Here is a 24631-nt window from a genome sequence, read left to right on the forward strand (position 1 = left end):
CCATGAACCCGAAACTGATCACGGCCCCGAATCCGATCTACGTCACCAGGCGGCGCAACGATCAGATCGTGAAGGGCCTCTGCCTCACGGCGACAGTGTTCGGTGTCAGCTGGCTGGGCATGATCCTGTTCACGCTGTTCTTCAACGGTCTGGCCGGCATCAGCGTCCAGATCTTCACCCAGAACACCCCGCCGCCCGGATCGACCGAGGGCGGACTGCTCAACGCCATCGTCGGCTCGATCATCATGACGGTGATCGGAGTCGGGATCGGCGCACCGCTCGGACTGTTCGCCGGGACCTATCTGGCCGAATACGGCAAGTACGACCGTCTCACCTCGGTGATCCGCTTCATCAACGACATCCTGCTCAGCGCACCGTCGATCATCATCGGCCTGTTCATCTACGGCGCGGTGGTGGTGCCAATGGGCGGCTTCTCGGCCTTTGCCGGCGCGCTGGCGCTGGCGGTGATCGTGATCCCCGTGGTCGTACGTACCACCGAGGACATGCTGCTACTGGTGCCGAGTTCGCTGCGCGAGGCGGCCTCGGCGCTGGGGCTGCCGCGCTCGCTGGTGATCAAGCGGATCGCCTATCGCGCCGCCCGCGCCGGCCTGATCACCGGCGTGCTGCTGGCCACCGCGCGGGTCGCCGGCGAAACCGCGCCGTTGCTGTTCACCGCGCTGAGCAACCAGTTCTTCAGCCTCGACCTCTCCAAGACGATGGCCAATCTCCCGGTCACCATCAACAACTTCGTGCAAAGTCCCTACGACTACTGGAAGCAACTGGCGTGGAGCGGGGCCCTGATCATCACCCTGACCGTGCTTGCCCTGAACATTGGCGCACGCATTCTTGGCGCCGAGAGGACCCCGAAATGAGTGAGATTTCGATTTCGACCGAACTTCCGGCCGGGCCGATTCCGTCGATGTTGGCGCAGCCGGAAGGTCCACCCAAGGTCAGCGTGCGCGACCTGAACTTCTACTACGGACAGAACCACGCTCTGAAGCACATCAATCTCAACCTCGTCACCAACAAGGTCACGGCCTTCATCGGGCCGTCGGGTTGCGGCAAGTCGACGCTGCTGCGGATCTTCAACCGGATGTACGATCTGTATCCGGGACAGCGCGCCGAGGGCCAGGTGATGCTCGACGGCCACAACATCCTCGACGCCAAGCTCGACCTCAACCTGCTGCGGGCGCGGGTCGGCATGGTGTTCCAGAAGCCGACCCCGTTTCCGATGACCATCTACGAGAACATCGCGTTCGGCATACGGCTGTACGAGAAGATCTCGAAATCCGAGATGGACGGCCGGGTCGAGAAGGCGCTGCGCGGCGCCGCGCTGTGGAACGAAGCCAAGGACAAGCTCAGCGCCTCCGGCCTCAGCCTGTCCGGCGGTCAGCAGCAGCGGCTCTGCATCGCGCGCACCATTGCGGTGCGGCCCGAGGTGATCCTGTTCGACGAACCGTGCTCGGCGCTCGATCCGATCTCGACCGCGAAGATCGAGGAACTGATCGATGAGTTGAAGGAAGACTACACCATCGCCATCGTCACCCATAATATGCAGCAGGCGGCCCGCGTCTCGGAGTCCACCGCCTTCATGTATCTCGGCGAGCTGATCGAATTCGGTCCGACCAACAAGATCTTCACCTCGCCCACCGATCGCCGCACCCAAGACTACATCACCGGCCGGTTCGGCTGACGCGCCACGCGCGAGGAGAATGAACATGGGCTTCGAACACACCACCAAGGCCTTCGACGGCGATCTACAGGAACTCACCCGGCTGGTGGCAGAAATGGGCGGGCTCGCGGAACGGCAGATCGTCGATTCGGTCGACGCCCTGATCCGCCGCGACATCCCGCTCGGCGCTCGCGTGGTCGCCGCCGACGCCGAGATCGACCAGATGCAGCGCACCATCGAGGAGCGCGCCGTGCTCACCATCGCGCGGCGTCAGCCGATGGCGGTCGATCTGCGCGAGATCGTCGGCGCGATGCGGGTGGCCACCGATCTGGAGCGGATCGGCGACCTGTCGAAGAACATCGCCAAGCGCGTCACCGCGCTCGATAGCGATTTCCATCCGCTGAAACTGATCCGCGGGCTGGAGCACATGACCGACCTGGTGCAGTCGCAGATCAAATCGGTGCTCGACGCCTATACGGCACACGATCTGCCGGCGGCGATGGTGGTGTGGAACGGCGACGAGGAGGTCGACGCGATCTGTACCTCGCTGTTCCGCGAGCTCCTGACCTACATGATGGAAGATCCGCGCAACATCTCGTTCTGCATCCATCTGATGTTCTGCGCCAAGAACATCGAGCGGATCGGTGACCACGCGACCAACATCGCGGAGACCGTGTTTTACATGATCGAGGGGCAGCAGCTTCTCGAAAAGCGTCCGAAGGGCGACATGACGAATTTCGCCAGCGCGACGCCCGGCAACTGACGAGGACCGACGATGAGTGCGCGCATTCTGGTGGTTGAGGACGAAGAAGCGCTGACCACGCTGCTTCGTTACAATCTCGACGCCGAGGGTTACGAGGTCGAGACGGTAGCGCGCGGCGACGACGCCGATACCCGTCTGAAGGAACGGATTCCCGACCTGATCGTGTTGGACTGGATGCTGCCCGGGCTGTCCGGGATTGAGCTGTGCCGACGGTTGCGGGCGCGGCCCGAGACCAAGCAGCTGCCGATCATCATGCTCACCGCGCGCGGCGAGGAAAGCGAGCGGGTGCGCGGGCTGGCCACCGGCGCCGACGACTACATCGTCAAGCCGTTCTCGGTGCCGGAACTGTTGGCGCGGGTGAAGGGGTTGTTGCGGCGCGCGGCGCCGGAGCGGCTCGCCAGCATCCTGGCCTATGGCGACCTCGAACTCGACCGCGACAAGCGCCGCGTGGCGCGCTCAGGGCGGCCGATCGATCTCGGCCCGACCGAATATCGCCTGCTGGAGTTTTTCCTCGAGCACCCGGGTCGGGTGTTCAGCCGCGAGCAGTTGCTCGACAGCGTCTGGGGCCGCGACATCTATATCGACGAGCGCACCGTGGACGTCCATATCGGGCGGCTGCGCAAGCTGCTCAATCCCGGCCGCGAGCAGGACCCGATCCGCACCGTGCGCGGCGCCGGCTACGCACTGGACGATCGCTTCGCCAAGGCGGAGTAATCCTCACGGTCGCTATCTCTCGTTCATCATGCCCGGGCTTGTCCCGGGCATTTGCGTCTTGAGGCTTCGCTGCATCGACGAAATGGGGCGAGAGCACGGCGCTTAGTCAACATAACCGGTCATCCTCCGCGAAAGCGGAGGACCCAGTATTCCAGAGCGCTTACGGTTAGTTCTTGACCATCGGCGCTCTGGAATACTGGGTCGCCCGGTCAAGCCGGGCGATGACGCATGACTGTTACGCGGACGCCCAGCGTCCCGAAAGGCGCTGATTATCTCAGCGCGTTGGCTTCGGCATCTGGCGGCGGCGGTCGCCGGCCGGCTGATAGGCGATGCGTGAGTGGTGCGCGCAATAGGGCAGGCTCTGCAGTGCCTTGCCGCCGCAGAAGAAGAATTCCGGATTGGACGGATCGCCGATCGGCCAATGGCAGGTCGCCTCGTTGAGTTCCAGCAGGCTCAGCCGCTGGCTCATCGGCACCACATTGTCGTAAGCTACCGGATCCGGCTCGGCCTCGACCTCGAACACATGCGCCAGCGCGGTGTTGCCGCGCGACACCGGACGCGACACCCGCATCATGTGCTGGGCCGGACGGGCCTTGCGCGGCCGCGGCGCCGCTGAGGATGGGCTCTTGGCGCGGCCGGACAGGCCGAGCCGGTGAACCTTGCCGATTACCGCGTTGCGCGTCACATTGCCGAGCTCTGCGGCGATTTGACTCGCCGACAGGCCGCCTTCCCACAATTTCTTCAGCTGCTCGACGCGGTCGTCGGTCCAGGTCAATGCCGTCATCGCTTTATCCCTTCGTGCCGCGCCCGCCGTCCAAAGCAGCGTCGCAGCGTAGATGTCGCCAAAATCTCTGACGGCAGAATCCCTTAGCCCTCGCCGGGCGCGGCCTTCGCGCCAGGGCGTTACGCAACACTGAGAACACGAGTGGATCACAACCGCGCACGAGATGTCGTACTCGACGAGACAAAGGCTACAATATGCCGTGACTCTCGCGCAAGAGTCCGACCTGGTGCGTCCACACCTTCTACTACGAGGCTCCCGTAGCGATCCTTCGCCACCCGGACCGCAGCCCAGGTTTCGAGCTCCGATGTCGGTTGAACACACAGCGCCAACGAACCAACAGCGGGTTTGGTTCAAATCATCTCGCGACCAACGGCAATGACGCGCGGCGTCGATCGGAGCCTCGGACGGCCTTGAAGATGGTCGTGTCGCGGGACCCGCGTTGGTTTCGCTGGGCGGCGCGCGGTGCCGGTGCCGGGAAATTCCGGGCGAACCATCGGTTGACAGTGCCTCTGGTGGACCTAGAATATCGCTACGTGCCGCCTGGAAAGGCGGCACGTTTCGTTTCCGGGGTACGTTGGTCCGTTGTTGCGACAGCAACTGTCGGTCGGGCACCCTAAAACTCCGATCGGATCGGCTATGTCCAAGAGCGCAAGCACTTCCCATTTGTTGCCGGTATTCGCCAGGGCGGATGTCGCCTTCGAGCGCGGCGAGGGCGTCTGGCTGATTGGCACCGATCGCGAACGTTATCTCGATTTCACCAGCGGCGTCGCCGTCAATGCGCTCGGCCACTGCCATCCGCACCTGGTCGCCGCCTTGCAGGAGCAGGCGACCAAACTCTGGCACATGTCGAACCTGTTCAAGAGCCCGGACGGCGAGCGGCTGGCGGCACGCTTGTGCGAGCAGAGCTTCGCCGACTTCGTGTTCTTCGCCAATTCGGGCGCCGAGGCGATGGAATGCGCGCTGAAGATGACGCGGCATTACCATTTCTCCAAGGGCCACCCGGAGCGCACCCGGATCGTCACCTTCGAGGGCGCGTTCCACGGCCGCACGCTGGGCACGCTGGCGGCGACCGGTTCGGCGAAATATCTCGAGGGCTACGGCGCCCCGCTGGATGGCTTCGACCAGGTTCCGCTCGGCGATCTCGATGCGGTGAAGAGGGCGATCGGCCCCAACACCGCCGGCATCCTGATCGAGCCGCTGCAGGGCGAGGGCGGCGTCCGCGCGCCGCCGCATGCGTTTTTCCGGGCGTTGCGCGAGCTGTGCGATCAGCACGGCCTGCTGCTGGTGTTCGACGAGGTACAGACCGGCATGGGCCGCACCGGCGAGTTATTCGCCTATCAGCGGATAGGTGTCACTCCCGACATCATGTCGCTAGCCAAGGCGCTCGGCGGCGGCTTTCCGATCGGCGCCTGCCTCGCCACCGCGGAGGCGGCCGCTGGCATGGCGCCGGGCTCGCACGGTTCCACCTTCGGCGGCAATCCGCTCGCGGTCGCGGCGTCGAATGCGGTGCTCGACGTGATGCTGAAGCCGGGCTTCTTCGATCACGTCAACCGGATCTCGCTGCTCTTGAAGCAGAAGCTCGCGTCCGTCGTCGACCGGCATCCCGACGTGCTCAGCGAAGTCCGCGGCGAGGGCCTGTTGATCGGGCTGAAGGCGGTGGTGCCGTCGGCCGATCTGGTCGCCGCGTTGCGCGCGCAAAAGCTGCTGACGGTCGGCGCCGGCGACAATGTGGTGCGGTTGCTGCCGCCGCTGATCGTCTCCGAAGCCGAAATCGAGGACGCGGTCGTGCGGCTGGAGAACGCCTGTGTGGCGCTGTCGGCCCGTGCTGCGCAGCCGGAGGCGGCAAGATGAGCAATTCGCTGCGGCATTTTCTCGATCTCAGCGAGCTGCCGACCAAGCAACTGCGCGTCATGCTCGACGCCGCCGTCGCCATGAAGGCGCAGCGCAAGGCCCACGCCAAGTCCGACAAGCCGCTCGAAGACAAGACCCTGGCGATGATCTTCGAGAAGCCCTCGACCCGAACCCGGGTGTCGTTCGACGTCGGCATGCGCCAGCTCGGCGGCGAGGCGATCATGCTGACCGGCGCCGAAATGCAGCTCGGGCGCGGCGAGACCATCGCCGACACCGCGCGGGTGCTCTCGCGCTTCGTCGACATCATCATGATCCGAATTCTGAACCACGACGCGCTGCTGGAGCTTGCCGCCAACGCCACCGTGCCGGTGATCAACGGCCTGACCCGGAAATCGCATCCCTGCCAGGTGATGGCCGACGTGATGACGTTCGAGGAACATCGCGGGCCGATCAAGGGCCGCACCGTGGCCTGGACCGGCGACGACAACAACGTGCTGGCGTCGTGGGCGCACGCCGCGGAGCGGTTCGGGTTCAATCTGCGGGTGGCGACGCCGCCGCAGCTGGCGCCCAACAAGGCGATGCGCGACTGGATCAAGGCGACCGGCGCCTCGATCGCGCTCGGCAACGACCCGGAGGCCGCGGTCAAGGGCGCCGACTGCGTCGTCACCGACACCTGGTTCTCGATGGGCGACAAGGACGGTGAGCACCGCCACAATTTGTTGAAGCCGTATCAGGTCAACGCTCGGCTGATGTCGCTGGCGCACAAGGACGCGATCTTCATGCACTGCCTGCCGGCGCATCGCGGCGACGAGGTCACCGATGAGGTGATCGACGGCCCGCAATCGGTGGTGTTCGACGAGGCCGAGAACCGTCTGCACGCGCAGAAGGGCATCCTGGCCTGGTGCCTCGACGCGGTGGGGTGAGGCGCGGCGCGCGCCTGTTCCAGAGTTTGAACAATGCGCGCTCAGGACTCATGGCGCGGTCCGAATTCGAGAATTCCGATTCCTCTCCGCGTCATGCCCGGGACAAGCCCGGGCAAGACGTGGTTGGTTCAGTGCCTAAACTTTTTGGCCGAATCTTCGGTCGGGCTGTCGGGGTGACGGCATGCCCGCATTGCTCCGATGTTTTCCACCATCCCTGGGGTTTCGATCTTCGCCCGCCGACCCCAGATAGAGTCCCATGACCTCACAATCCCCCGATCCGAAAATCGCCGTTGAGCCCCCGATCCGTGCGCCGTCGCCGGTGCCGATCGATGACACCGTGCTGCCGTTCGAAATCGGCTCGCTCGATCTGCGCGGCCGGCTGACAAGGCTCGGCCCCGCGCTCGACGAGCTGCTCGACAAGCACGCTTATCCGGCGCCGGTGGCGAAGCTCCTCGGCGAGGCGATCGTGCTGACCTCGTTGCTCGGTTCGGCGTTGAAATTCGACGGCCGCTTCATCCTGCAGACCCAGACCGACGGTCCGGTGTCGTTCCTGATCGTCGACTTCCAGGCCCCGGACCGGATCCGCGCCTATGCGCGGTTCGACAAGGAGCGGCTGGCGCCCGGCTTGGATTCCGGCGCGCTGCTCGGCCATGGCCATCTGGCGATGACGATCGATCAGGGTCCGGACATGAGCCGCTATCAGGGCCTGGTGGCGCTGGAAGGCGGCAATCTGGAAGACGCCGCGCATGAATATTTCCTGCGCTCCGAACAGATCCCGACAAAGGTGCGGCTCGCGGTCGGCGAGGAATGGCGCGGCGGCGACGGCCCCAAGCATCACTGGCGCGCCGGCGGCATGCTGCTGCAATTCCTGCCGCAGGCGCCGGACCGCGCCCGGCAGCCCGACCTGCATCCCGGCGACGCGCCGGAGGACGCTACGCCGCATGTCGTCGCCGAAGACGACGCCTGGGTCGAGGGCCAGTCGCTGATCGCCACGGTGGAAGACCTCGAACTGATCGATCCGGATCTGTCGAGCGAACGCTTACTGTACAGGCTGTTTCACGAGAGCGGCGTCCGGGTGTTTTCCGCGCTGCCGCTGCGCGCGCAATGCTCCTGCTCGCGCGACGCGGTGTCCGGCATGCTGAACAGCTTCACCCCGCACGACCGCGCCGAGATGGTGAAGGACGGCAAGGTGGTGGTGACCTGCGAGTTCTGCAGCACGGTGTACGAGTTTACGCCGCAGGAAGCTGGCGTGGAGTAGCACGCGGCGCGGCTAGAGTTCGTCATTGCGGGTTCGCTCGAGCTTCGCTTACGAGCGCCGGAATGACAGCTTGGTTGAATCAACGCCAATAAGCCAAATGGACGACACCCGCTAATTCAGCGTCCGCTTGCCCTCGGGGCTGTCCAGCGAAAATGCCGGGACGTCGATCTCGAACGGCTCGCCGCCTTCGGTCACCATCTGGTAGCGGCCGGCCATGAAGCCGGAGGCGGTCGGTAAGGGCACGCCGCTGGTGTATTCGAAGCGTTCGCCGGGCGCGAGCACCGGCTGTTCGCCGACCACGCCTTCGCCGCGCACTTCCTGTTTGCGGCCCGAGGCGTCGGTGATTACCCAATGCCTTGTCCGCAGTTGCACGGTCTCTTCGCCGGAATTGGTGATCACCACCGTATAGGACCAGAAAAACTGCCGGTTCTCCGCCGAGGAGCGCTCCGGCAGATAGTTCGGCTCGACGGTCACCTCGATCTGGCGGGTCACGGCGCGATACATGGGGGCGACTTTCGGCATTCTTGTGCATCATAGCGAAAACTGCGGCCGGAACCAAATTTTCACCGACGACCTGAATCGATCAGCGATGCGCCGGCAACGACCGCGGTTTCAACATAGTTCCGTTCTAATCGGGCCGACGCCGCCGGTCGCGAACGAAATTTCGGCAGCATGAGCGAAAAACAGTGCAACTCCCGTTCAACCAGATCGGCTTCGGTTCGGCTGTAACCGCGGTTCCCGCGCGGCGACGAAGCCTGGCGCAGCCGAGCCTTCGGCGCCGGGTCGTTGGCCATACTAGGTTACCAGCAAATCGCTTGCTATTGTTGGGTAGATCGTCTCATTCCTGCTGTGCCACGATGCGGCCTGAGCCGCCCAACGGTGCCCGATGACGTCCGTCGCAGACCCTATTGCCGGAACGCCGCCCGCTGAAGCCGCCGCGCCGGTCGCGCTGGTCGCTCAGGCCAAGGCGGTTCCGCGGTCGGGCGGCGCCTCGAAGCGTGAACTGCGGCTCGACCTGTTCCGCGGCCTGGCGCTGTGGCTGATCTTCATCGACCATCTGCCGCCTAACATCCTGACCTGGATCACGATTCGCAATTACGGCTTCAGCGACGCCACCGAAATCTTCATCTTCATCTCGGGCTATACCGCGGCCTTCGTCTATGGCGGCGCGATGCGGGCACAGGGCTTCGTGGTCGCGGCGGCGCGGATTCTGAAGCGGGTCTGGCAGATCTACGTCGCGCATGTGTTTCTGTTCACGATATTTTTGGCAGAAATCTCTTATGTTGCCACCAGTTTCCAGAACCCGCTGTATTCGGAGGAAATGGGCATTCTCGATTTCCTCAAGCAGCCGGACGTCACCATCGTGCAGGCGCTGCTGTTGCGGTTCCGTCCGGTCAACATGGACGTGCTGCCGCTCTACATCGTGCTGATGTTCTTCCTGCCGCCGATCCTGTGGGCGATGCTGCGCAAGCCCGACTGGACGCTGGTGCTGTCGGTGCTGCTTTACATCGCCACCTGGTGGTTCGACCTGCACCTTACCGCCTATCCGAGCGGCGTCTGGGTGTTCAACCCGTTCGCTTGGCAATTGCTGTTCGTGTTCGGCGCCTGGTGCGCGCTCGGCGGCGCGCAGCGGATGTCGCGGATCCTGGCGTCGCCGGTCACGCTGGCGATCGCGATCGGCTATCTGCTGCTGGCGTTCTACATCACCCTGACCTGGTACGTGCCGTGGATGCATCCATGGATCCCCGGGCCGATCGAGCAATGGATGTATCCGATCGACAAGCCCAACCTGGACGTGCTGCGCTTCGCGCATTTCCTGGCGCTGGCGGCGGTCACGGTGCGGTTTCTGCCCAAGGGCTGGCCCGGCCTGACCTCGCCTTGGCTGCGGCCGGTGATCCGCTGCGGCCAGCACTCGCTGGAGATCTTCTGCCTCGGCATCTTCCTCGCCTTCGTTGGCTATTTCGTGCTGGCGGAACTCGGCGGCGGCGCGGTGGCGCACGTCCTGGTCAGCGTCGCCGGAATTGTGCTGATGGCTGCCGCCGCATGGTTGTTTTCGTGGTACAAAAATGTCGCGGGCAACAACGGTGGAACGCGGGCGACAGGCCCCGACGCCGGCCTGGCAGGGGGGGAAGCATGAGGGCCGGTTGGAGGGCCGCGCTGATGGCTGCGCTGGGGTTGGCGCTGCTTGTCGTCTGTTGGGAGGTCGCGCCGGCCTCAGCCGAGCAGACCCAAAGCTGCGACGTCCCTGCCTATCTGCTTTTCACCGACAGCAAGCTCGAGAAGGTCAATTTTGCCGTCAATGTGACCAGGAAACTCGATATTCTCGTGGTTGGCAGCCGGTCGTCCAGCATCAGCACGGCCGAGGGCGCCGCCTATCCGGGGCGACTGCAGACGTTGCTGACTGACAAGCTTCCCACCGTCGCGGTGACCGTGACGACTGAATTGCGGCCGAAGACGACGGCGCAACAGATGGTCGCCGGCCTGGCCACCCTGGTCGCGGAGCGGCGGCCGACGTTGGTGATCTGGCAGACCGGAACCTACGACGCGATCCGGTCGATCGATCCGGATGATTTTCGCGCGGCGGTCGACGAGGGCGTCGCCGCGGTGAAGAAGGCGGGGGCCGACATCCTTTTGTTAAATCTGCAATATAGTCCACGCACCGAGACGATGATCGCCCCGGGGCCGTATCTGGACAATATGCGCCTGGTGGCTCAGCAATATGACATCCCGCTGTTCGACCGATTTGCGATCATGCGGAATTGGAATGAGAATGGAGATTTCGACCTGTTCAACACGTCGCCCGGGATAGGTCTCGCAAAGCGGGTGCATGATTGCCTGGCGCGCGCGCTGTCGACTTTCGTGATCGACGCGGCCCGGATCAATCCGGTGGAATTAAGGATTCAGCGTTAATGAGTGGTTACCGTTGGTTCAACTGCGCGGTCGCGGCGGTGTTCGCGGTCGCGGCGACGCTATTGATCTCGGCGCCTTTGTCGCCGGCGCAGGCGCAAGTCGCCGAGGCGGCGACGAAGCCGGAAACGGCCCGGGAGCCGGTCGACATTGCGACCCTCGGTAAAGCCGCCGGCCAGCCCGACGAGTCGCAGCAGAAGGGTATCGCCGGCAAAGCGCTCGACAAGGTCAAGGAGGCCGCCAAACAGGCCGGCGACATCTTCGGCCGGGTGCCGTGCCTGCCGCCGAAGGGTGGACATAAATCGATGGGCTCGCTGCCGCATGTGGCAGGCAAGCTGGTCGCCGGCGCGCCGGTGGTGATCGTGGCGTTCGGCTCCTCATCGACCCAGGGCTACGGCAGCTCGTCGCCGGCCTTCAACTATCCGAACCAGCTCGCGGAGCGATTGCGCCGGCAATATCCGGGCGCCGACATCACCGTGGTCAACAGCGGCAAGGGCGGCGAAGACGCCCCCGAAATGATCACGCGTCTCAAGTCGTCGGTGCTCGACGCCAAGCCCGATCTGGTGATCTGGCAGGTCGGCACCAATGCAATCCTGCGCAATCTCGATCCGACGGTGACCATCAATGTGGTCGAGGAGGGGATCGCCGCGATTCAGGCCGCTGGCGCCGACCTGGTTCTGGTCGATCCGCAATACGCGCCGCGGGTCAATGAGCGCGCCGAGAACGCCGGCCGGATGGTGCGACTGCTCGGCAGGCTCGCTGAGATTCGGCGGGTCGGTTTCTTCCCGCGCTTCGAGGTGATGCGCGACTGGCACGAGCAGCAGGCGATTCCGTTCGAGAATTTCGTCATCGCGGACGGCCTGCACATGAATGACTGGGGCTATGCCTGTTTCGCGCAGCTGCTCGGCGACGATATCGTCAGGTCGGTCGGACAGATCAAGCTCGGCATCCATGTGCCGTCGGACGTGTTCGCCTACCGGCCGATGTAATTGCGGCAGTCCGCCTTTGTCGCGGCTGCCGCCAGAATCGAAGGTCGTTTGTCCGGAATGATACGGACACGGCCGATTCAAATGGTACTTAATCCGTTGGTAAGTCGGGTGCCGAACCGACAGTCGTGCGCGATCGGCATAGCCTCACCACTCGCCTCCGGTTCTTGGCAGAGAAGGAGCGTTGCTGGTTGCGATTGGGCTGCCATCGGGAATGACATTTCGTGGAACAATTCACCAGTGAAGACGAACTGGCGCTGTACTGTCGGCTGCTGACGGAGACGACCGACGTGGATCGTCGGCGCATATTGTTGCTGCTGATTGCCTGCGTCTTCGAAGAAGAAGAACTGTCGACCGGTGTTGGTTTGAAATCCATTGCAACCCGCATGCACGGCGCTGATTTCTCGCGGCTGCACTGATCAATTCTCGACCTGCGCCGAGGCGTGGCAACGCCCCGGCGTTCAGTTTCGACCGTACCGCTACGCTTGTGCCAGCGCCGCGTGCAGATCCTCGATCAGATCGTCCGGATGTTCGAGTCCGGCCGAGTAGCGAATGAAACCCTCGCTGATGCCGAGTTCGGCGCGCACCTCGGGTTTCAGCCGCTGATGCGTGGTGGTGGCCGGATGGGTGACCAGGCTGCGGGCGTCGCCGAGATTGTTGCTGATCTTCACCAGCTTCAACGCGTTGAGAAAGCGGAACGCGCCGGCCTTGTCGCCCCTGACCTCGAAGCCGACCAGCGTCGAGCCGCCATGCATCTGCTTCTTCACCGTGGCGGCCTGCGGATGATCGGCGCGGCCCGGATAGATCAGCCGCGAGATTTTTGGATGCTGCGCCAGCGCGTCGGCGATCTTCGCTGCGCTATCGGTCTGCTGCCGGACCCGGATCGCCAGCGTCTCCAGCCCCTTCAGCAGCACCCAGGCATTGAACGGCGACAGCGACGGGCCGGTCTGGCGCAGGAACACCTGGATGTGCTCCTCGATGAAGGCCTGGCTCGACAACACCACGCCGCCGAGGCAGCGGCCCTGGCCGTCGATGTGTTTGGTCGCCGAATACACCACGACGTCGGCGCCGAGTTCGAGCGGGCTCTGCCACAACGGCGTGGCGAACACGTTGTCGACCACGAGACGCGCGCCGCCGGCATGCGCGATCTCGGCGATCGCCGAGATATCCAGCACGTCGAGCGTGGGATTGGTCGGGCTTTCCAGGAAGCAGGTCTTGGTGTTCGGCCGCATCGCTTTCTGCCACTGGTCGAGGTCGAGCCCGTCGACCAGCGTCGACTCGATGCCGTAGCGTGGCAGCAGATCCTCAACGATGTAGCGGCAGGAGCCGAACATCGCCTTGGAGGCGACGACGTGATCTCCGGCGCGCAGCGGCGCCAGCATCGCGGCTGTGACCGCGGCCATGCCGGTGGCGGTGGCGCGGGCGGCTTCGGCGCCTTCGAATTCCACCATCCGCTGCTCGAACGCCGACACCGTCGGATTGGAGAAACGGGAATATTGAAAGCCGGGATCGTCGCCGGTGAAGCGCGCCTCGCACTCTTCCGCGGAGGCGTAGACAAAGCCCTGGGTCAGAAAAATCGCGTCGGACGTCTCGCCATATTGCGAGCGCAGCGTTCCGGCATGCACCAGCCGGGTTTCGCGGCGATAGCCTGTCGTCGATGGAGCCTTGATCGTGGACATGTGACCTCCTGCGTGACCGCCGAAGGTCACAAAAAAACCGGCCTGGAAAAACTTCCACAAGCCGGGATCACACTGTCCCCGGCCTGTTTAGCGACTTGTTTAACGTGGCTGCAAGCCGGCCGGCTCAAATCACCACGGGATAAGTGCTGCTAATAATCCGCAGCGCCCTTTCCGTCAAGCCGGGCTTCGGATAACCGGTAACGCTGCGTATCCCGCGGCTGCATGGCAGCCATCCCAAGGACCGCCCTCTTGCCGTTCACGCTACCGCCCGACGCCAACGGAATTCTGCCCGATCGCATGATCGCCGCGATGGCCGATGCCGGCCTGATCCTGCCGGAATATCCGTTCGTCGAAAGCCAGATCCAGCCCGCCAGCCTCGATCTGCGGCTCGGCGACATCGCCTACCGGGTCCGCGCCAGCTTCCTGCCGGGGCCGGATTCGACCGTCGCCGAACGGATCGACGAGCTGAAGCTGCACGAGATCGATTTGTCCGACGGCGCGGTGCTGGAGACCAATTGCGTCTACATCGTGCCGCTGCTGGAAAGCCTGGCGCTGCCGAAATCGATCATCGCCGCCGCCAATCCGAAAAGCTCGACCGGTCGGCTCGACGTCTTCACCCGGGTGATCGCCGACGGCACCCGGCGGTTCGACATGATCGGCGCCGGCTATCACGGCCCGCTCTATGCCGAGATCAGCCCGAAGACATTTCCGGTGTTGCTGCGCGAGGGCTCGCGGCTGTCGCAGGTCCGCTTCCGCACCGGCGACGCCGTGCTCGGCGACAACGAATTGAGAACCCTGCATCTGGCCGAGCGGCTGGTCGACTGCGACGACGCCGATCTCGCCGGCGGCGTCGCGCTGAGCGTCGACCTGTCGGGCGACAACGCCAATGGCTTCGTCGGCTATCGTGCCAAGCGCCACACCGGCGTGGTCGACATCGACCGCCGCGGTGGCTACGCGGTCGGCGAATTCTGGGAGCCGATCGCAGCAAGGCCCGACGGCACCCTGATCCTCGATCCCGGCGAGTTCTACATCCTGGCCTCCAAGGAAGCCGTGCAGGTGCCGCCGGACTACGCCGCCGAGATGGTTCCGTTTGATCCCTTGGTCGGCGAATTCCGGGTGCATTATGCCGGCTTCTTCGATCCCGGCTTCGGCTACGCCGGCGCCGGCGGGCTCGGCTCGCGCGCGGTGCTGGAAGTGCGCTCGCGCGAGGTGCCGTTCATCCTCGAACACGGCCAGATCGTCGGCCGGCTGGTCTACGAGAAAATGCTGTCGCGCCCCGACGCGATGTACGGCCAGAAGATCGGCTCGAACTATCAGGCCCAGGGGCTGAAACTGTCGAAGCATTTCAGGGCATAGGCGGCCTTGCTACCGGCCAAACGTGATTCTCTTGCCGGTGACCGGATCGACCCCAAAGGTCGGCGCATCGTCGCCGATGTCATCGGCATCCGGATATTGCGGAGGTGCCGCGCCCGCCGTTGCGATCACACGCGGGTATCGAACTTTTGGAAGCTGTGTTCCCGTCGCGGTTAGCTTGACGTGAAATCGCCAATCGTCGCCGTAGTCGAACAGAAACATCATGGCATGGCCAGTTGCCGGAAATGCCTGTGAGATCTTGGTCTTCTTCACGCTGACAACGCCCGGCGAGGCGTCGCCCATGTCGCCAAATAATTCGTATCTGGGATTCTTGCGCATCAGCTGCGTTGGGGTAAGTCCGGAGTAGAAGCCAAAGGCATGATCGAAGTCGAAACCGAAGGCCATCACGATCGCCTCGGCAAGCACGTAGAGCGATTGCGACGCCGAGATTTCGATATCCCGATAAAGCGATTTCTCGCCGTCGAGCGAAGCCCGAAGAATGAGCGTGGCTTTCGGCTTCATGTGCCGTCTCCGCAAATTGTGGTTGCCGGAAAGTGTATCCTGAAATCGAATGGGCGCCTCTCGGGGCGTATCGGTAGATAAAGCGCAGGGCATTAACCGCGAGTGAGGATTGATCGACCAGAAATAAGACGACAGCGGAAGAGTCGCAACCGCCGACGCTGCCTACCCGCACCACGGCCACAACTAAATCCATGTCAATCCGCTTCGCCTCCGCTATCGTCCCGGCAAACAAGAGCAGGGAGCCGACATGCCGACACCATCCGAACCGGCGGCCGATCAGCAATGGCGGGCCTGGCGCAGCGTCGCCGATCTGTACCACGCTTATTTCACCGGACTGATCCTGACCGTGGTGACGCGGCGCGGCACCGCGGACGCCGCCGAATTCGTGTTCCGGGTGTTTCGCCGCCAGCAGCAGGAGCGCTTCCTGCCGGGGCTGCGAAAGCTCGGCCTCGACCATCTGCCGCCGGCGGTGGCGGCGGCGCAGTATCACTATCTGTCGAACTGGATCGGCGGGGTGCATGTCGAATACATGTACGAGACCGACCGCAAGGCCTGGATCCGCTATCCGCCGCCGCGCTGGATCTGGCGCGGAACCGCGATCTGCGGCGTGCCCGGCGAAGTTTCGCGGGCGATGCTGCGCGGCTGGCACGCCAACAACGGGGTCTCGCTCGGCCATCCCAATATGGGCTTCGTCTGCACCAAGCAGAGCGTCGACGGCCAGGACGGGCTCGAGGGTTATTATTGCGAATACGACCATCCGCTGGAGCCCGAGCAGCGGCTGGTGTTCGCCCGCCATCTCGAGGCGCCATTGTTCGATCCAGCCAGGGCACCGGCGCTGCCGGTCGAGAGCTGGCCGAAGACGCGTTTGGAAAAGGCCTATCGCAACTACGCGATGGAATATGTCCGCACCGCGGCGCCGGTGGCGGTGCAGCTGTTCGGACCGATCGATGCCGGCTATCTGCTGCATCTGACCGGCAAGTTGATCGGCATGCAGTTCTATGACGAGATCGCGCCGGGGTTTGCGGCGACGACACGCGACGCCGCCGGCTTCGCGCAATTGCTGCAGGCGCTGTTCGCGGCGCAGGACGACGATGTCAGCGTGCAGCAGGCCGGCGGCGGCTTCGCGGTCCGGCAGCAGAGCTGGAAGTTGATGGCCGATGTCGCCGATGCCGATCCGGCCTGCGCGCAGGCGCTACGCGGAATGGTCGAAGGTCTAGCTGCCGGTTGCGGCCGCCGCATCGACGTCGATCTCGCGACCAAGTCGGGCGCGCCGCCATTTGTCTGGACGGTGTGCTGAGTCAGTTTCGCCCTGCGAACCAGACCGTGAATTCGACAGAGCCGCAATGCCGGCGCGGGCATGGCGTTGCGCCTGATCGGTGCTAGGAAAGCGACGGGCGCGGCACTCAGAATCGGGCCAGCGGGGAGAACGCATGTCCGATATCGCCGTCGCCGAACTGCCGCCTCCGGACGACGACGAGCCGCCGCCGCCCGAGATCGCGGCGCCGGCGAGAAATCCGCTGCTCGACGGCCCGATCCTGTCGACCCTGCTGCGGCTGGCGTGGCCGAATGTGGTGGCGCTCAGCGCCGGCACCTGCGTGGTGATTGCCGAGACCTCCTATATCGGCCGGCTCGGCGTCGAATCGCTGGCGGCGATGGCGCTGGTGTTTCCGTTTGTGATCCTGACCATGACAATGTCGGGCGGCGCGATGGGTGGTGGCGTGTCGTCGGCGATCGCGCGTGCGCTCGGCGCCGGCGACGCCGAACGCGCCGCGACGCTGGCGGTGCATGCGTTGCTGATCGGGCTCTGCTTCGGGCTGGTGTTCATGCTCGGCATGCTGATCTTCGGGCCGAAGCTGCTGGAATTGCTTGGCGGTCGCGGCAACGTGCTGTCGCAGGCGGTCGGTTACGTCCACATCTTCTTCGCCGGCGGGGTGGTGCCGTGGCTGATGAACACGCTGGCGGCGATTCTGCGCGGCACCGGCAACATGAAGCTGCCGTCGCTGATGATCCTGAATTCCGCGGTGCTGCAGATCGTGCTCGGCGGCGTGCTGGGTCTCGGGCTCGGCCCGGTGCCGCAATTCGGCATGCGCGGGGTTGCCGCCGGCACGCTGATCGCGTTTTCGATCGGCTCCGCGATCATGGCCTGGTACATCTTTTCCGGCCGGGCGCGGGTCACGCCGCAGCTGCGCGGACTGCGAATCCAGCGCGGCATGTTCTTCGACATTCTGAAAGTCGGCGCGGTGTCGTGTTTCTCGCCGCTGCAGTCGGTGCTCACGATCACCATCTTCACCCACATGCTGGCGCAGTTCGGAACCGAGATCCTGGCCGGCTACGGCATCGGCGCACGGCTCGAATTTCTGCTGACCTCGATCGCGTTCGCGGTTGGCATCGCCTCGGTGCCGATGGTCGGAATGGCGATCGGCGCCGGACGGGTGAAGCGGGCGCGCAAGATCGCCTGGATCGCGGCGGGCGTATCGTTCGTGTCGGTCGGCGTGGTCGGCACGGTGATCGCGATCTTTCCGGATCTGTGGGTCGATCTGTTTACCAGGGACGCCGGCGTGCGCGCCGCCAGCCATCAATATCTGGCCGCGGCGGCGCCGATGTACGCTTTCATCGGGCTGTCGATCTCGATGTATTTCTCCTCGCAAGGCGCCACGAAGGTGCTCGGCCCGGTGCTGGCGCAGACCGCGCGGTTGATCTTTGTCGCGCTCGGCGGCTGGTGGCTGTCGAAGGGCGGCACCACCGCGGCGAACTACTTCACGCTGGCGGCGGTCTCGATGGTGCTGCTGGGCTCGTTATCAGCGCTCAGCGTGGTGCTGACGCGCTGGGGCACCAAGGGCGGGCAGCTTCCGGCGATTCGTCCGACGCTGTCCTGAATGCTTCTCAGCGGTGGCGCCGATGCCGGCGATGGCCGCCGCCTGTGTTAGCCAGCCGCATCAATTGCGGAACCATGCTCATCATCTCGCCGCCGCCATTGCCGCCGAGCATGCCCATGATGTCGCCGCCGCCGATCGCGCCGGCATTGATCCCGCCGCCGTAGCTTTCGGGAGCAAAGCCCAAGCCGCCGCCGATCCCGCTCGGGATGCCGCCACCGATCATGCCGCCGAAGCCGCCGCCGCCCAAGCCGCTACCATTGTCCATCATCTTGCTCATCATCGGACCCATGGTCTGCATCAGCATGCCGAAGCGGCGCTTTCCCATTTTGGCCTTCATCATTTCCAGCATCGGCGCCATCTGGGTCATCATGTCGTCGCCGCTGCCGCCGCCCAACCCGGCGAACTGGGCTTTCGCGGGCGCCATGCTGAGAGAGAACAGCAACAGCAGGGTAGCCGCCTGGCATACCACCTTGTCAGCACCGGTCATGGGACTGCTCCTTGCGTGCGCCGCGCCGCGAAGGCGGGGCAAACTTGACGCACCCGGCGACCCTGGCCGCATCCGACCGGGAGTTCTGTGAGATAAATCACATTGGCGCGGCGGTCCGCAGTCAGCATAAATCTCACGCCGCGGCGCGGTCCAGCGCGTTTTTCATCGCCGCGATGCCAAGGTCCATCTGCGCAGAGATATAGGGCGCGATCGCATGCGGCAGCACGTCGACGATCCAGCTGACGCGGCAGCGTTGCGCGCCGTCGTCCGTCACCTGCGTCGAGGCGCTGTAGTGCGTCAGCCGCTCGTTGGGCAGGATCGCATAGGCCAGCCGGCGCCGTTCGTCGTCGCAATCCAGCAGCACTTCGCGCGCCACCATGCCGTTGGCGAAGGTGACGATCCGGGCCTCGCCGTCGAGCTTGCAGTCGACCACGAAGCCCGGCGCCAGTCGCGTATCTACCGCGCCGAAATCGTGCAGCGCGTCCCAGACCGCGGCGGCAGGTGCATCGACCGTGAAGGTCTTGAGAACGGAAGCCATCGGTTGCCCTCGCGATCGGGGTGAGGTGGAACGGCGCGGCGCCGGGGGCTAACTACACACCGCCTCGACGTTGTTGCCGTCGGGATCGATCAGGAACGCGGCGTAGTAGGTAGGGCTGTAATCGGCGCGCGAGCCGGCGCCGCCATTGTCGCGGCCGCCGGCTTGCAGCCCGGCGGCGTAAAAGCGTTTGACCGCGCCGTGATCCGGCGCACGAAACGCGACATGGACGCCGACCTGGGCGCCGCCGCGCGCGGCGGTGTCGCGGTAGAGCCACAGCGCCGGCGCGTCAGGCGGCCCGAATCCGGCGCCGTCGGCGTCGCGCGAACCGAGCACATAGCCGAGCGGCGCCAGCGCCGCGGCATAGAACGCGACGCTGGCGTCGAGATTGCCGACTTTCAATCCGATATGGTCGTACATGGTGATCTCCCGTTCTGGCGCGCAGCAATCGCGCCGTCGGGAGCACCCTAATCAGTGCGCGACGAGCCGATCTTGGAGAATCTTGCGGTCTTTCTGGCGAGGCTGGCGCGACGCGCTGCGGAAGCCGCGCGGCGAGACGCCCGCGGCGCGGCGGAAGGTGCGGACGAAATTCGACAGGTCGCCGAACCCGACATCGAAGGCGATCTCGGTGATGGCGCGGTCGTCGCCGGCCAGCAGGCGCGCGGCATGGCGCAGCCGCGACCGCACCAGATATTGATGCGGGGTGACGCCGAGCACGGCGGAAAACACCCGCAGGAAATGGAACGGGCTGAGCCCGGCCTCGCCGGCGGCGCGTTCCAGGTCGATGGCGTGGTGCGAATGGGCGTCGATCCACAGCGCGGTTTCGACCGCGCGCCGGCGGTCGCGGGCGGTGGCGCGCTGCCGCCGCTGCGTTCGCCCGCCCGCCAGCACGGCGAAACGGTTGGCCAGCACGTGGCCGAGCTCGTCGAGCCCGAGATCGTTGCGGCCCTCGGCCGCCGCCTGGGCGCGCTCGCCGAGCACCATCAATTCCGCCAGTGGCGGCAGGGCGCCGCTGCGCCAGAGGTCGGTGCCGCCGTCGAGCGCCTCGACCAGTTCGGGCGCCAGAAAGAACGACAGGCATTCGTCGCCGTAGCGGTGGTGGTCGTGGGTGCAGAGATATTCGTCGCCGGGATGGCCGACCATGATCGATCCCGCCACCAGTTCGAACGACCGGCCGCGGGTATGGCAGCCGAAGCTGCCCTTGCGCACATAGGAAATCGAATGCGCGGCATGGCATTCGGTGAACGGGATATCGCCCGGGCCGGCGCCGCAGCGAAATTCGGTGACGCGGATCGCGGCGCTGTGCAGGAGAAGGGTGGTCGCCATCCGGCGAATTTATCGGGCCGTGCGGGGCGGGGCAACCGACAGCAGGACGTCGAACAGCGTCGGGCCGCTTTTCGCCAGCGCGCCTTCCAGCGACAGCAGGCGGCGCCGGGTGATCGCGCCGCCATTGGCGCAGATGCCGTCGGTCTCGCCGGCGGCAGCGAGCACACGATGGCACGGCACGATCATGGCGAACGGATTATGCTTGATCGCCTGGCCGACCGCGTGGATCGCGCCGGAGGCGCCGAGCTGCTTCGCCATCTCGGCAAATGTCATGGTCTCGCCGCGCGGTATGGCGCGGGTGGCGGCATAGACGCGGCAGTCGAACGGCGCAAGGCCGTGCATGTCGAGCGCGACGTCGAAGAAATCGTGAGGCTGGCCGCGCAGCGCCGTGACAATGCCCTCGATCGCGGCTTCGATCCCGACCGGTGGCCGGGTTTCGCGCGCGTCAGGATAATGCCGCAGCAATCGGCGCCTGGTATCAAGCTCGCGGGTTTCCGCGAGTTGTACGGCGAGTACACCGTCAAAGCCCCATGCGATGCCGCATCGGCCGACCATCGTATCGAACACCGTGTACGCAACCCCCGACATGGCGTGAACTATAACAGGCAAATGACAAGCGGCATCGGAAATTTATCATGTGGGTAAACGGCTATGTCGGAGCGACGACTCGGTGCACTGCAGCGACGTTGTGCTAGCGCGCGACGCGTGAGCGTCGATCGGTCGCGGCATTGGAAACGGCACGCACCGTTCCTGCACCGTTGGGCGAGACCGCCGTCCCGCTCCCAATGCCGATTGCCGCTGGGATGAGCCCGGTGTATCGTTGCTCTAGCTCGAGTGCGGGACGGCCAGTTATCTTGCGAATTCTGATCGCGATTCAGGCGCTCGAGAACCTTGGCGGCAAAGAGCGCGACGCCTTGGCGATCGCCGGCGGTCTGGCTGCACGCGGCCATACGGTCAGCATCGCCACCCGTTCCGCCAGGCTTGCGGTTCCAGCCGAGGTGACGCTGCGTCTGGTCGATGCCGGGGCCTGGAGCAATCATGGCCGCGCCCGCCGTTTCGCGGCTGCCATCGCCGAGTTGCGGTCGTCCGAAGATTTCGATGCCGTGCTGAGTTTCGAGAAGCTCCAGCACGCCGATGTTTATTATGCCGCCGATGTCTGCTTCGCCCGCCGCAAGCTCGGCGTCCGCGGCCTGCTGCCGCGCTATGCCAGCTATCGCCGGCTCGAACGGGCCTGCTTCGGCCCGGACGGGCCCGACATTCTGTTCCTCTGCCGCGCGCAGGCCGACGAGTATCAGCGCCATTACCGGATCGCCCCGGATCGCGCCAGCATCCTGCCGCCGATGATTCATCCGACTGGCCGGCGGGATTTCTATGCGCGCCGCGCCGAAATCCGCCAGGAATTCGGCATCCCGGAGACCGCCACGCTGGCCGTCTCGGTGGCGGTCTATGCCGAGCAGAAGGGGATCGACCGCAGCGTCGCGGCGCTGCGCGAGATCCCGGATCTGCACCTGCTGGCGGTCGGCCTGAAGAACGACGCGTCGATCAAGGCGCTCGCCGCCGAGCTGAATCTGACCGACCGGGTCCGGCTTTGCGGTCACCGTGACGACATCCCCGATATCCTGGGAGCGGCCGATCTGATGCTGCATCCGGCCCGGTTGGAGAATACCGGGCTGGTAATCCTGGAAGGGATGCTCGCGGGCGTCCCGGTGATCGCAAGCGGTGGCTGCGGATTCGCCGAATATATTGCGCGTTTTGGCGCCGGAATCGTGCTTTCCGAGCCATTCAACGCCGCCGAATACGTCGCTGCGATCCGGAACGCGCTACAGCCGGACAGGCTTGCCGAGTTGCGGCAGAGCGCCCGCGCCAGCGCCCCGCAATTGCTGGCCGAGGGCGGGCTCGACCCGATCCTGGACGTTGTCGAGCGCGCGCTCGCGCGGCGCCGGCAGCGGTCGCGCTGAAACCCCGAGGTTGCCCCTACACCCCATGATGAGCGACAACGGCCCACCGTCCGGCGCCCGTCACAAGTGAATCATCCCAATGGATCAACATGAGTTATCAAGCCTTGAGCGCCCGGCCCGCGCGAATGGCGCGCGCGAATCCGAGTGGTCTCGCCGGCTGGCGTGGCGCGTCAGCAATAACCTGCCCGATCTCGTTGGTTTCGCGATCGCGGTCGCGGCGGCTGTCGTCATCGCCGGTATCCTGTTCGCGAATTACTACTCGGCGCCAGATCTGCTGTGGCGCAATTTTCATCACGATCGCAACTCGCATTTCAGCTTCGGACTCGATCTGGCGCTGGCGCTGCGCCAGTTTGACCCGGTCTGGTTCTTCAGCGAGTTGGACAAGGCGAAGGTCTGGCCGCCAGTGCATGGTCTGGTGCTCAGCGCTGTCCTTGCCGTTGGCGGGATCGATTATCGTCTCGCGATCCTGCCGAGCCTGATCGGCTGGGTGATGACGATCGCCTTGGTCTGGCTGGTTGCGCGGAGGCTGTTTTCCGAGCGCATCACCGGTCTGTTTGCAGCCGCGATCGCCGCGGTGCTAACCGCGGCCAGTCCGGCGTTTCGGCTGATCTCGGCCGATGTCATGCTGGAGGGACTTGGTGCCGGGCTATCCGCGCTGGCGCTGTGGGCCTATCTGCGCGCCTTCGCCCAGCCCGACGACCGCGCGCGCTGGCGGCTGCTCGCCATCGTCCTGACGGTGCTGTTCTTCCATAAAGGCAACTACTGGGGATTGATGGTGGCCGCGCTGGCGGTTTCATTTGCCTCTGAACACGCTCGGCGCACCTTCGATCTGATCCGCACGACGCTTGCCAAAATCAAGATCACCGCGTCGATTCGGCGTGCCGTTCGCGATCCGCTGCTGCTGCTGTTTGCGCTGCTGGTGGCGGTGGTCGGTTATCTGTACTGGCGTGGTCCGACCGCGTTGATGCTGTTCGGGCGGCCGGTTTCGTTCTACCCGCCGGAAAACCTGACCACCGCGGCCTATGCGGTGCTGTTCGTCTGGAGCGCCCTGCTGTGGCGGCGGCATCGCGCGGCGATCGACGAGGCCCTCGGCTGCGCGGGCCGCGCGCTGCTGTATTGGCACGTGATGCCGATCGCGATCTCGTTTCTGTTGCCGCGGCGGCTGTCCCGCTTCCTCTGGTTCGTTGGCCCCGCCAACAATCCGAACGGGCCACTCGACCTGCCGCAGGCGATTCGATTCTATTGGGACGCGTTCGCCGACGGGTTTCACGTCGCACCCTGGGTCGCCATTCTCGCGGTCGCGCTGGCGGCGATCGGCGCGACGCGGATTCGGACCCTGACACCCGGCGCACGCGCGGTGTTCATTCTCGCCGCGCTGGCATTCGCGGGCGTCGTCATTCATCCGCAGCATCAGGGCCGCTTCCTGTCGTCCTGGGTGTTTGCGGTGTGGATCTGTGCCGGCGCCGGCGCGGGCGTCGTGCTCTCCGGACTGCTGCGCCGCTATTCACGGTCGCTGCGGTCGGTTGCGGCCATCGCGTTGGTCGCGCTGCTCGCGGCTACAACCGCATGGTACCGGACGCCCGCCGCGGCCTATGCCCATTCCCTTCACCCAATTTCCGGCCCGACCGACCTTGATCTGGTGCGTCCCTATCTCGCCGAACTCGACGGCGCACGCGAGGTCGGGTTCGTCACGACGTTCGGGGTAAGCAAATTGTTTTCCTGGGTGCTGAGCGAACGCTGCCGCTGCAGGGTGCTGATCGAGGATCTGCAGATCGATCACACCCACTCCCGCCAGGAGGCCCGCGATCTGATGGCGGAGCGGATCGGCCGGGCGCGCGCCAGGATCTTTGTCACCATCGACGCCCCGGGAGAGCGCTATTCGCTGGCCGAGATGGGATGGGTCTATCCCAGCATGGTCGGCATCCTCGATGCGATGGCCGCCCAAACCCGCTATGTCCGCGGCAACAGCTACGAGCTGCCTGGCCATGACGCACGGGCGACGATCTGGCACCTGCGCTGAGTCGGGCAACCGGGGCA

General features: G+C 65.0%; 26 protein-coding genes and 1 riboswitch. Of the genes, 16 read left to right on the forward strand and 10 right to left on the reverse strand.

The window, feature by feature from the left end; translation table 11 throughout:
* Positions 1–2: 2 nt before the first annotated feature.
* From pstA to phoB, 4 genes are read left to right on the forward strand one after another with little or no spacing between them, the layout of a single operon-like run.
* Positions 3–872, forward strand: coding sequence for a phosphate ABC transporter permease PstA (gene pstA, locus HXX15_RS20965; protein WP_296518556.1), 870 nt, complete (start codon positions 3–5; stop codon positions 870–872).
* Complete coding sequence (pstB, locus tag HXX15_RS20970; protein ID WP_296518558.1) at positions 869–1693, forward strand: phosphate ABC transporter ATP-binding protein PstB; 825 nt, start codon at positions 869–871, stop codon at positions 1691–1693. The genes pstA and pstB overlap by 4 nt, the downstream gene beginning before the upstream one ends.
* A 25-nt stretch (positions 1694–1718) precedes the next feature.
* Positions 1719–2435 carry a phosphate signaling complex protein PhoU gene (gene phoU / locus HXX15_RS20975; RefSeq protein ID WP_296518560.1) on the forward strand — a complete coding sequence of 239 codons (717 nt, stop codon included), beginning with the start codon at positions 1719–1721 and terminating at the stop codon, positions 2433–2435.
* A 12-nt stretch (positions 2436–2447) separates the two neighbouring features.
* Entirely contained in the window at positions 2448–3149 is a 702-nt protein-coding gene (gene phoB / locus HXX15_RS20980) for a phosphate regulon transcriptional regulator PhoB (protein WP_296518562.1), read from the forward strand.
* Between the two features lie 274 nt (positions 3150–3423).
* Here the strand turns inward: phoB and HXX15_RS20985 are convergent, their stop codons facing one another.
* Entirely contained in the window at positions 3424–3933 is a 510-nt protein-coding gene (locus HXX15_RS20985) for a GcrA family cell cycle regulator (protein WP_296518565.1), read from the reverse strand.
* Between the two features lie 636 nt (positions 3934–4569).
* On the opposite strand from HXX15_RS20985, the gene HXX15_RS20990 reads away from it, so the two are divergent.
* From HXX15_RS20990 to HXX15_RS21000, 3 genes are all read left to right on the forward strand, one after another.
* Complete coding sequence (locus HXX15_RS20990) at positions 4570–5784, forward strand: aspartate aminotransferase family protein (RefSeq protein ID WP_296518567.1); 1215 nt, start codon at positions 4570–4572, stop codon at positions 5782–5784.
* Positions 5781–6707 carry an ornithine carbamoyltransferase gene (gene argF / locus HXX15_RS20995; protein ID WP_296518569.1) on the forward strand — a complete coding sequence of 309 codons (927 nt, stop codon included), beginning with the start codon at positions 5781–5783 and terminating at the stop codon, positions 6705–6707. Before HXX15_RS20990 ends, argF begins: the two co-directional genes overlap by 4 nt.
* Before the next feature lie 256 nt (positions 6708–6963).
* Positions 6964–7965, forward strand: coding sequence for an Hsp33 family molecular chaperone (locus HXX15_RS21000; RefSeq protein WP_296518571.1), 1002 nt, complete (start codon positions 6964–6966; stop codon positions 7963–7965).
* A gap of 111 nt (positions 7966–8076) precedes the next feature.
* Here the strand turns inward: HXX15_RS21000 and apaG are convergent, their stop codons facing one another.
* Both apaG and HXX15_RS21010 read right to left on the reverse strand, forming a co-directional pair.
* Positions 8077–8469, reverse strand: a complete 393-nt coding sequence (gene apaG / locus HXX15_RS21005) for a Co2+/Mg2+ efflux protein ApaG (protein ID WP_296518678.1) — start codon at positions 8467–8469, stop codon at positions 8077–8079.
* Between the two features lie 59 nt (positions 8470–8528).
* The gene (locus HXX15_RS21010) at positions 8529–8759 is read right to left on the reverse strand and encodes a hypothetical protein (RefSeq protein WP_296518573.1); all 231 of its coding nucleotides are present in this window, start codon (positions 8757–8759) and stop codon (positions 8529–8531) included.
* Positions 8760–8851: 92 nt separating this feature from the next.
* Between HXX15_RS21010 and HXX15_RS21015 the strand changes: the two genes are divergently transcribed.
* From HXX15_RS21015 to HXX15_RS21030, 4 genes are all read left to right on the forward strand, one after another.
* Positions 8852–10102 (forward strand): OpgC domain-containing protein, encoded by a 1251-nt coding sequence (locus HXX15_RS21015; RefSeq protein WP_296518575.1) that lies wholly within the window; start codon positions 8852–8854, stop codon positions 10100–10102.
* Positions 10099–10875, forward strand: a complete 777-nt coding sequence (locus HXX15_RS21020; RefSeq protein ID WP_296518680.1) for a GDSL-type esterase/lipase family protein — start codon at positions 10099–10101, stop codon at positions 10873–10875. The genes HXX15_RS21015 and HXX15_RS21020 overlap by 4 nt, the downstream gene beginning before the upstream one ends.
* The gene (locus HXX15_RS21025) at positions 10875–11861 is read left to right on the forward strand and encodes an SGNH/GDSL hydrolase family protein (protein ID WP_296518577.1); all 987 of its coding nucleotides are present in this window, start codon (positions 10875–10877) and stop codon (positions 11859–11861) included. The genes HXX15_RS21020 and HXX15_RS21025 overlap by 1 nt, the downstream gene beginning before the upstream one ends.
* A gap of 221 nt (positions 11862–12082) precedes the next feature.
* The gene (locus tag HXX15_RS21030; protein WP_296518580.1) at positions 12083–12277 is read left to right on the forward strand and encodes a hypothetical protein; all 195 of its coding nucleotides are present in this window, start codon (positions 12083–12085) and stop codon (positions 12275–12277) included.
* Positions 12278–12337: 60 nt separating this feature from the next.
* Here the strand turns inward: HXX15_RS21030 and HXX15_RS21035 are convergent, their stop codons facing one another.
* Complete coding sequence (locus HXX15_RS21035; protein WP_296518582.1) at positions 12338–13537, reverse strand: O-succinylhomoserine sulfhydrylase; 1200 nt, start codon at positions 13535–13537, stop codon at positions 12338–12340.
* Between the two features lie 66 nt (positions 13538–13603).
* A riboswitch (SAM riboswitch) is annotated at positions 13604–13683 on the reverse strand.
* Between the two features lie 103 nt (positions 13684–13786).
* On the opposite strand from HXX15_RS21035, the gene HXX15_RS21040 reads away from it, so the two are divergent.
* Positions 13787–14893, forward strand: a complete 1107-nt coding sequence (locus HXX15_RS21040; RefSeq protein WP_296518584.1) for a 2'-deoxycytidine 5'-triphosphate deaminase — start codon at positions 13787–13789, stop codon at positions 14891–14893.
* 9 nt (positions 14894–14902) lie between these two features.
* Here the strand turns inward: HXX15_RS21040 and HXX15_RS21045 are convergent, their stop codons facing one another.
* A complete protein-coding gene (locus tag HXX15_RS21045; protein ID WP_296518586.1) occupies positions 14903–15412 on the reverse strand; it encodes a hypothetical protein in 510 nt (169 codons plus the stop codon).
* Positions 15413–15659: 247 nt separating this feature from the next.
* Between HXX15_RS21045 and HXX15_RS21050 the strand changes: the two genes are divergently transcribed.
* Both HXX15_RS21050 and HXX15_RS21055 read left to right on the forward strand, forming a co-directional pair.
* A complete protein-coding gene (locus tag HXX15_RS21050; protein ID WP_296518588.1) occupies positions 15660–16709 on the forward strand; it encodes a hypothetical protein in 1050 nt (349 codons plus the stop codon).
* A gap of 133 nt (positions 16710–16842) precedes the next feature.
* Entirely contained in the window at positions 16843–18288 is a 1446-nt protein-coding gene (locus HXX15_RS21055; protein ID WP_296518590.1) for an MATE family efflux transporter, read from the forward strand.
* A 7-nt stretch (positions 18289–18295) separates the two neighbouring features.
* Here the strand turns inward: HXX15_RS21055 and HXX15_RS21060 are convergent, their stop codons facing one another.
* The 5 genes from HXX15_RS21060 to HXX15_RS21080 all read right to left on the reverse strand — a co-directional run bounded on the left by HXX15_RS21060 (position 18296) and on the right by HXX15_RS21080 (position 21224).
* On the reverse strand, positions 18296–18775 hold the full coding sequence (locus HXX15_RS21060; RefSeq protein ID WP_296518591.1) for a hypothetical protein: 480 nt from the start codon (positions 18773–18775) through the stop codon (positions 18296–18298).
* Between the two features lie 133 nt (positions 18776–18908).
* Positions 18909–19313: an SRPBCC family protein gene (locus HXX15_RS21065; protein ID WP_296518593.1), complete on the reverse strand. Its 405-nt coding sequence runs from the start codon at positions 19311–19313 to the stop codon at positions 18909–18911.
* Positions 19314–19361: 48 nt separating this feature from the next.
* The gene (locus HXX15_RS21070) at positions 19362–19730 is read right to left on the reverse strand and encodes a VOC family protein (RefSeq protein ID WP_296518595.1); all 369 of its coding nucleotides are present in this window, start codon (positions 19728–19730) and stop codon (positions 19362–19364) included.
* Between the two features lie 51 nt (positions 19731–19781).
* The gene (locus HXX15_RS21075; protein ID WP_296518597.1) at positions 19782–20636 is read right to left on the reverse strand and encodes an AraC family transcriptional regulator; all 855 of its coding nucleotides are present in this window, start codon (positions 20634–20636) and stop codon (positions 19782–19784) included.
* A 9-nt stretch (positions 20637–20645) separates the two neighbouring features.
* Positions 20646–21224, reverse strand: coding sequence for a methylated-DNA--[protein]-cysteine S-methyltransferase (locus HXX15_RS21080; RefSeq protein WP_296518599.1), 579 nt, complete (start codon positions 21222–21224; stop codon positions 20646–20648).
* Positions 21225–21490: 266 nt separating this feature from the next.
* Here HXX15_RS21080 and HXX15_RS21085 point away from each other — a divergent pair, with 266 nt between their 5' ends.
* Positions 21491–22594, forward strand: a complete 1104-nt coding sequence (locus HXX15_RS21085; protein WP_296518600.1) for a glycosyltransferase family 4 protein — start codon at positions 21491–21493, stop codon at positions 22592–22594.
* 79 nt (positions 22595–22673) lie between these two features.
* A complete protein-coding gene (locus HXX15_RS21090) occupies positions 22674–24614 on the forward strand; it encodes a glycosyltransferase family 39 protein (RefSeq protein ID WP_296518603.1) in 1941 nt (646 codons plus the stop codon).
* Positions 24615–24631 lie beyond the last annotated feature (17 nt).

The sequence above is a fragment of the Rhodopseudomonas sp. genome (assembly GCF_013377015.1).
In the GTDB taxonomy this organism is placed as follows: Bacteria; Pseudomonadota; Alphaproteobacteria; order Rhizobiales; family Xanthobacteraceae; genus JARJEH01.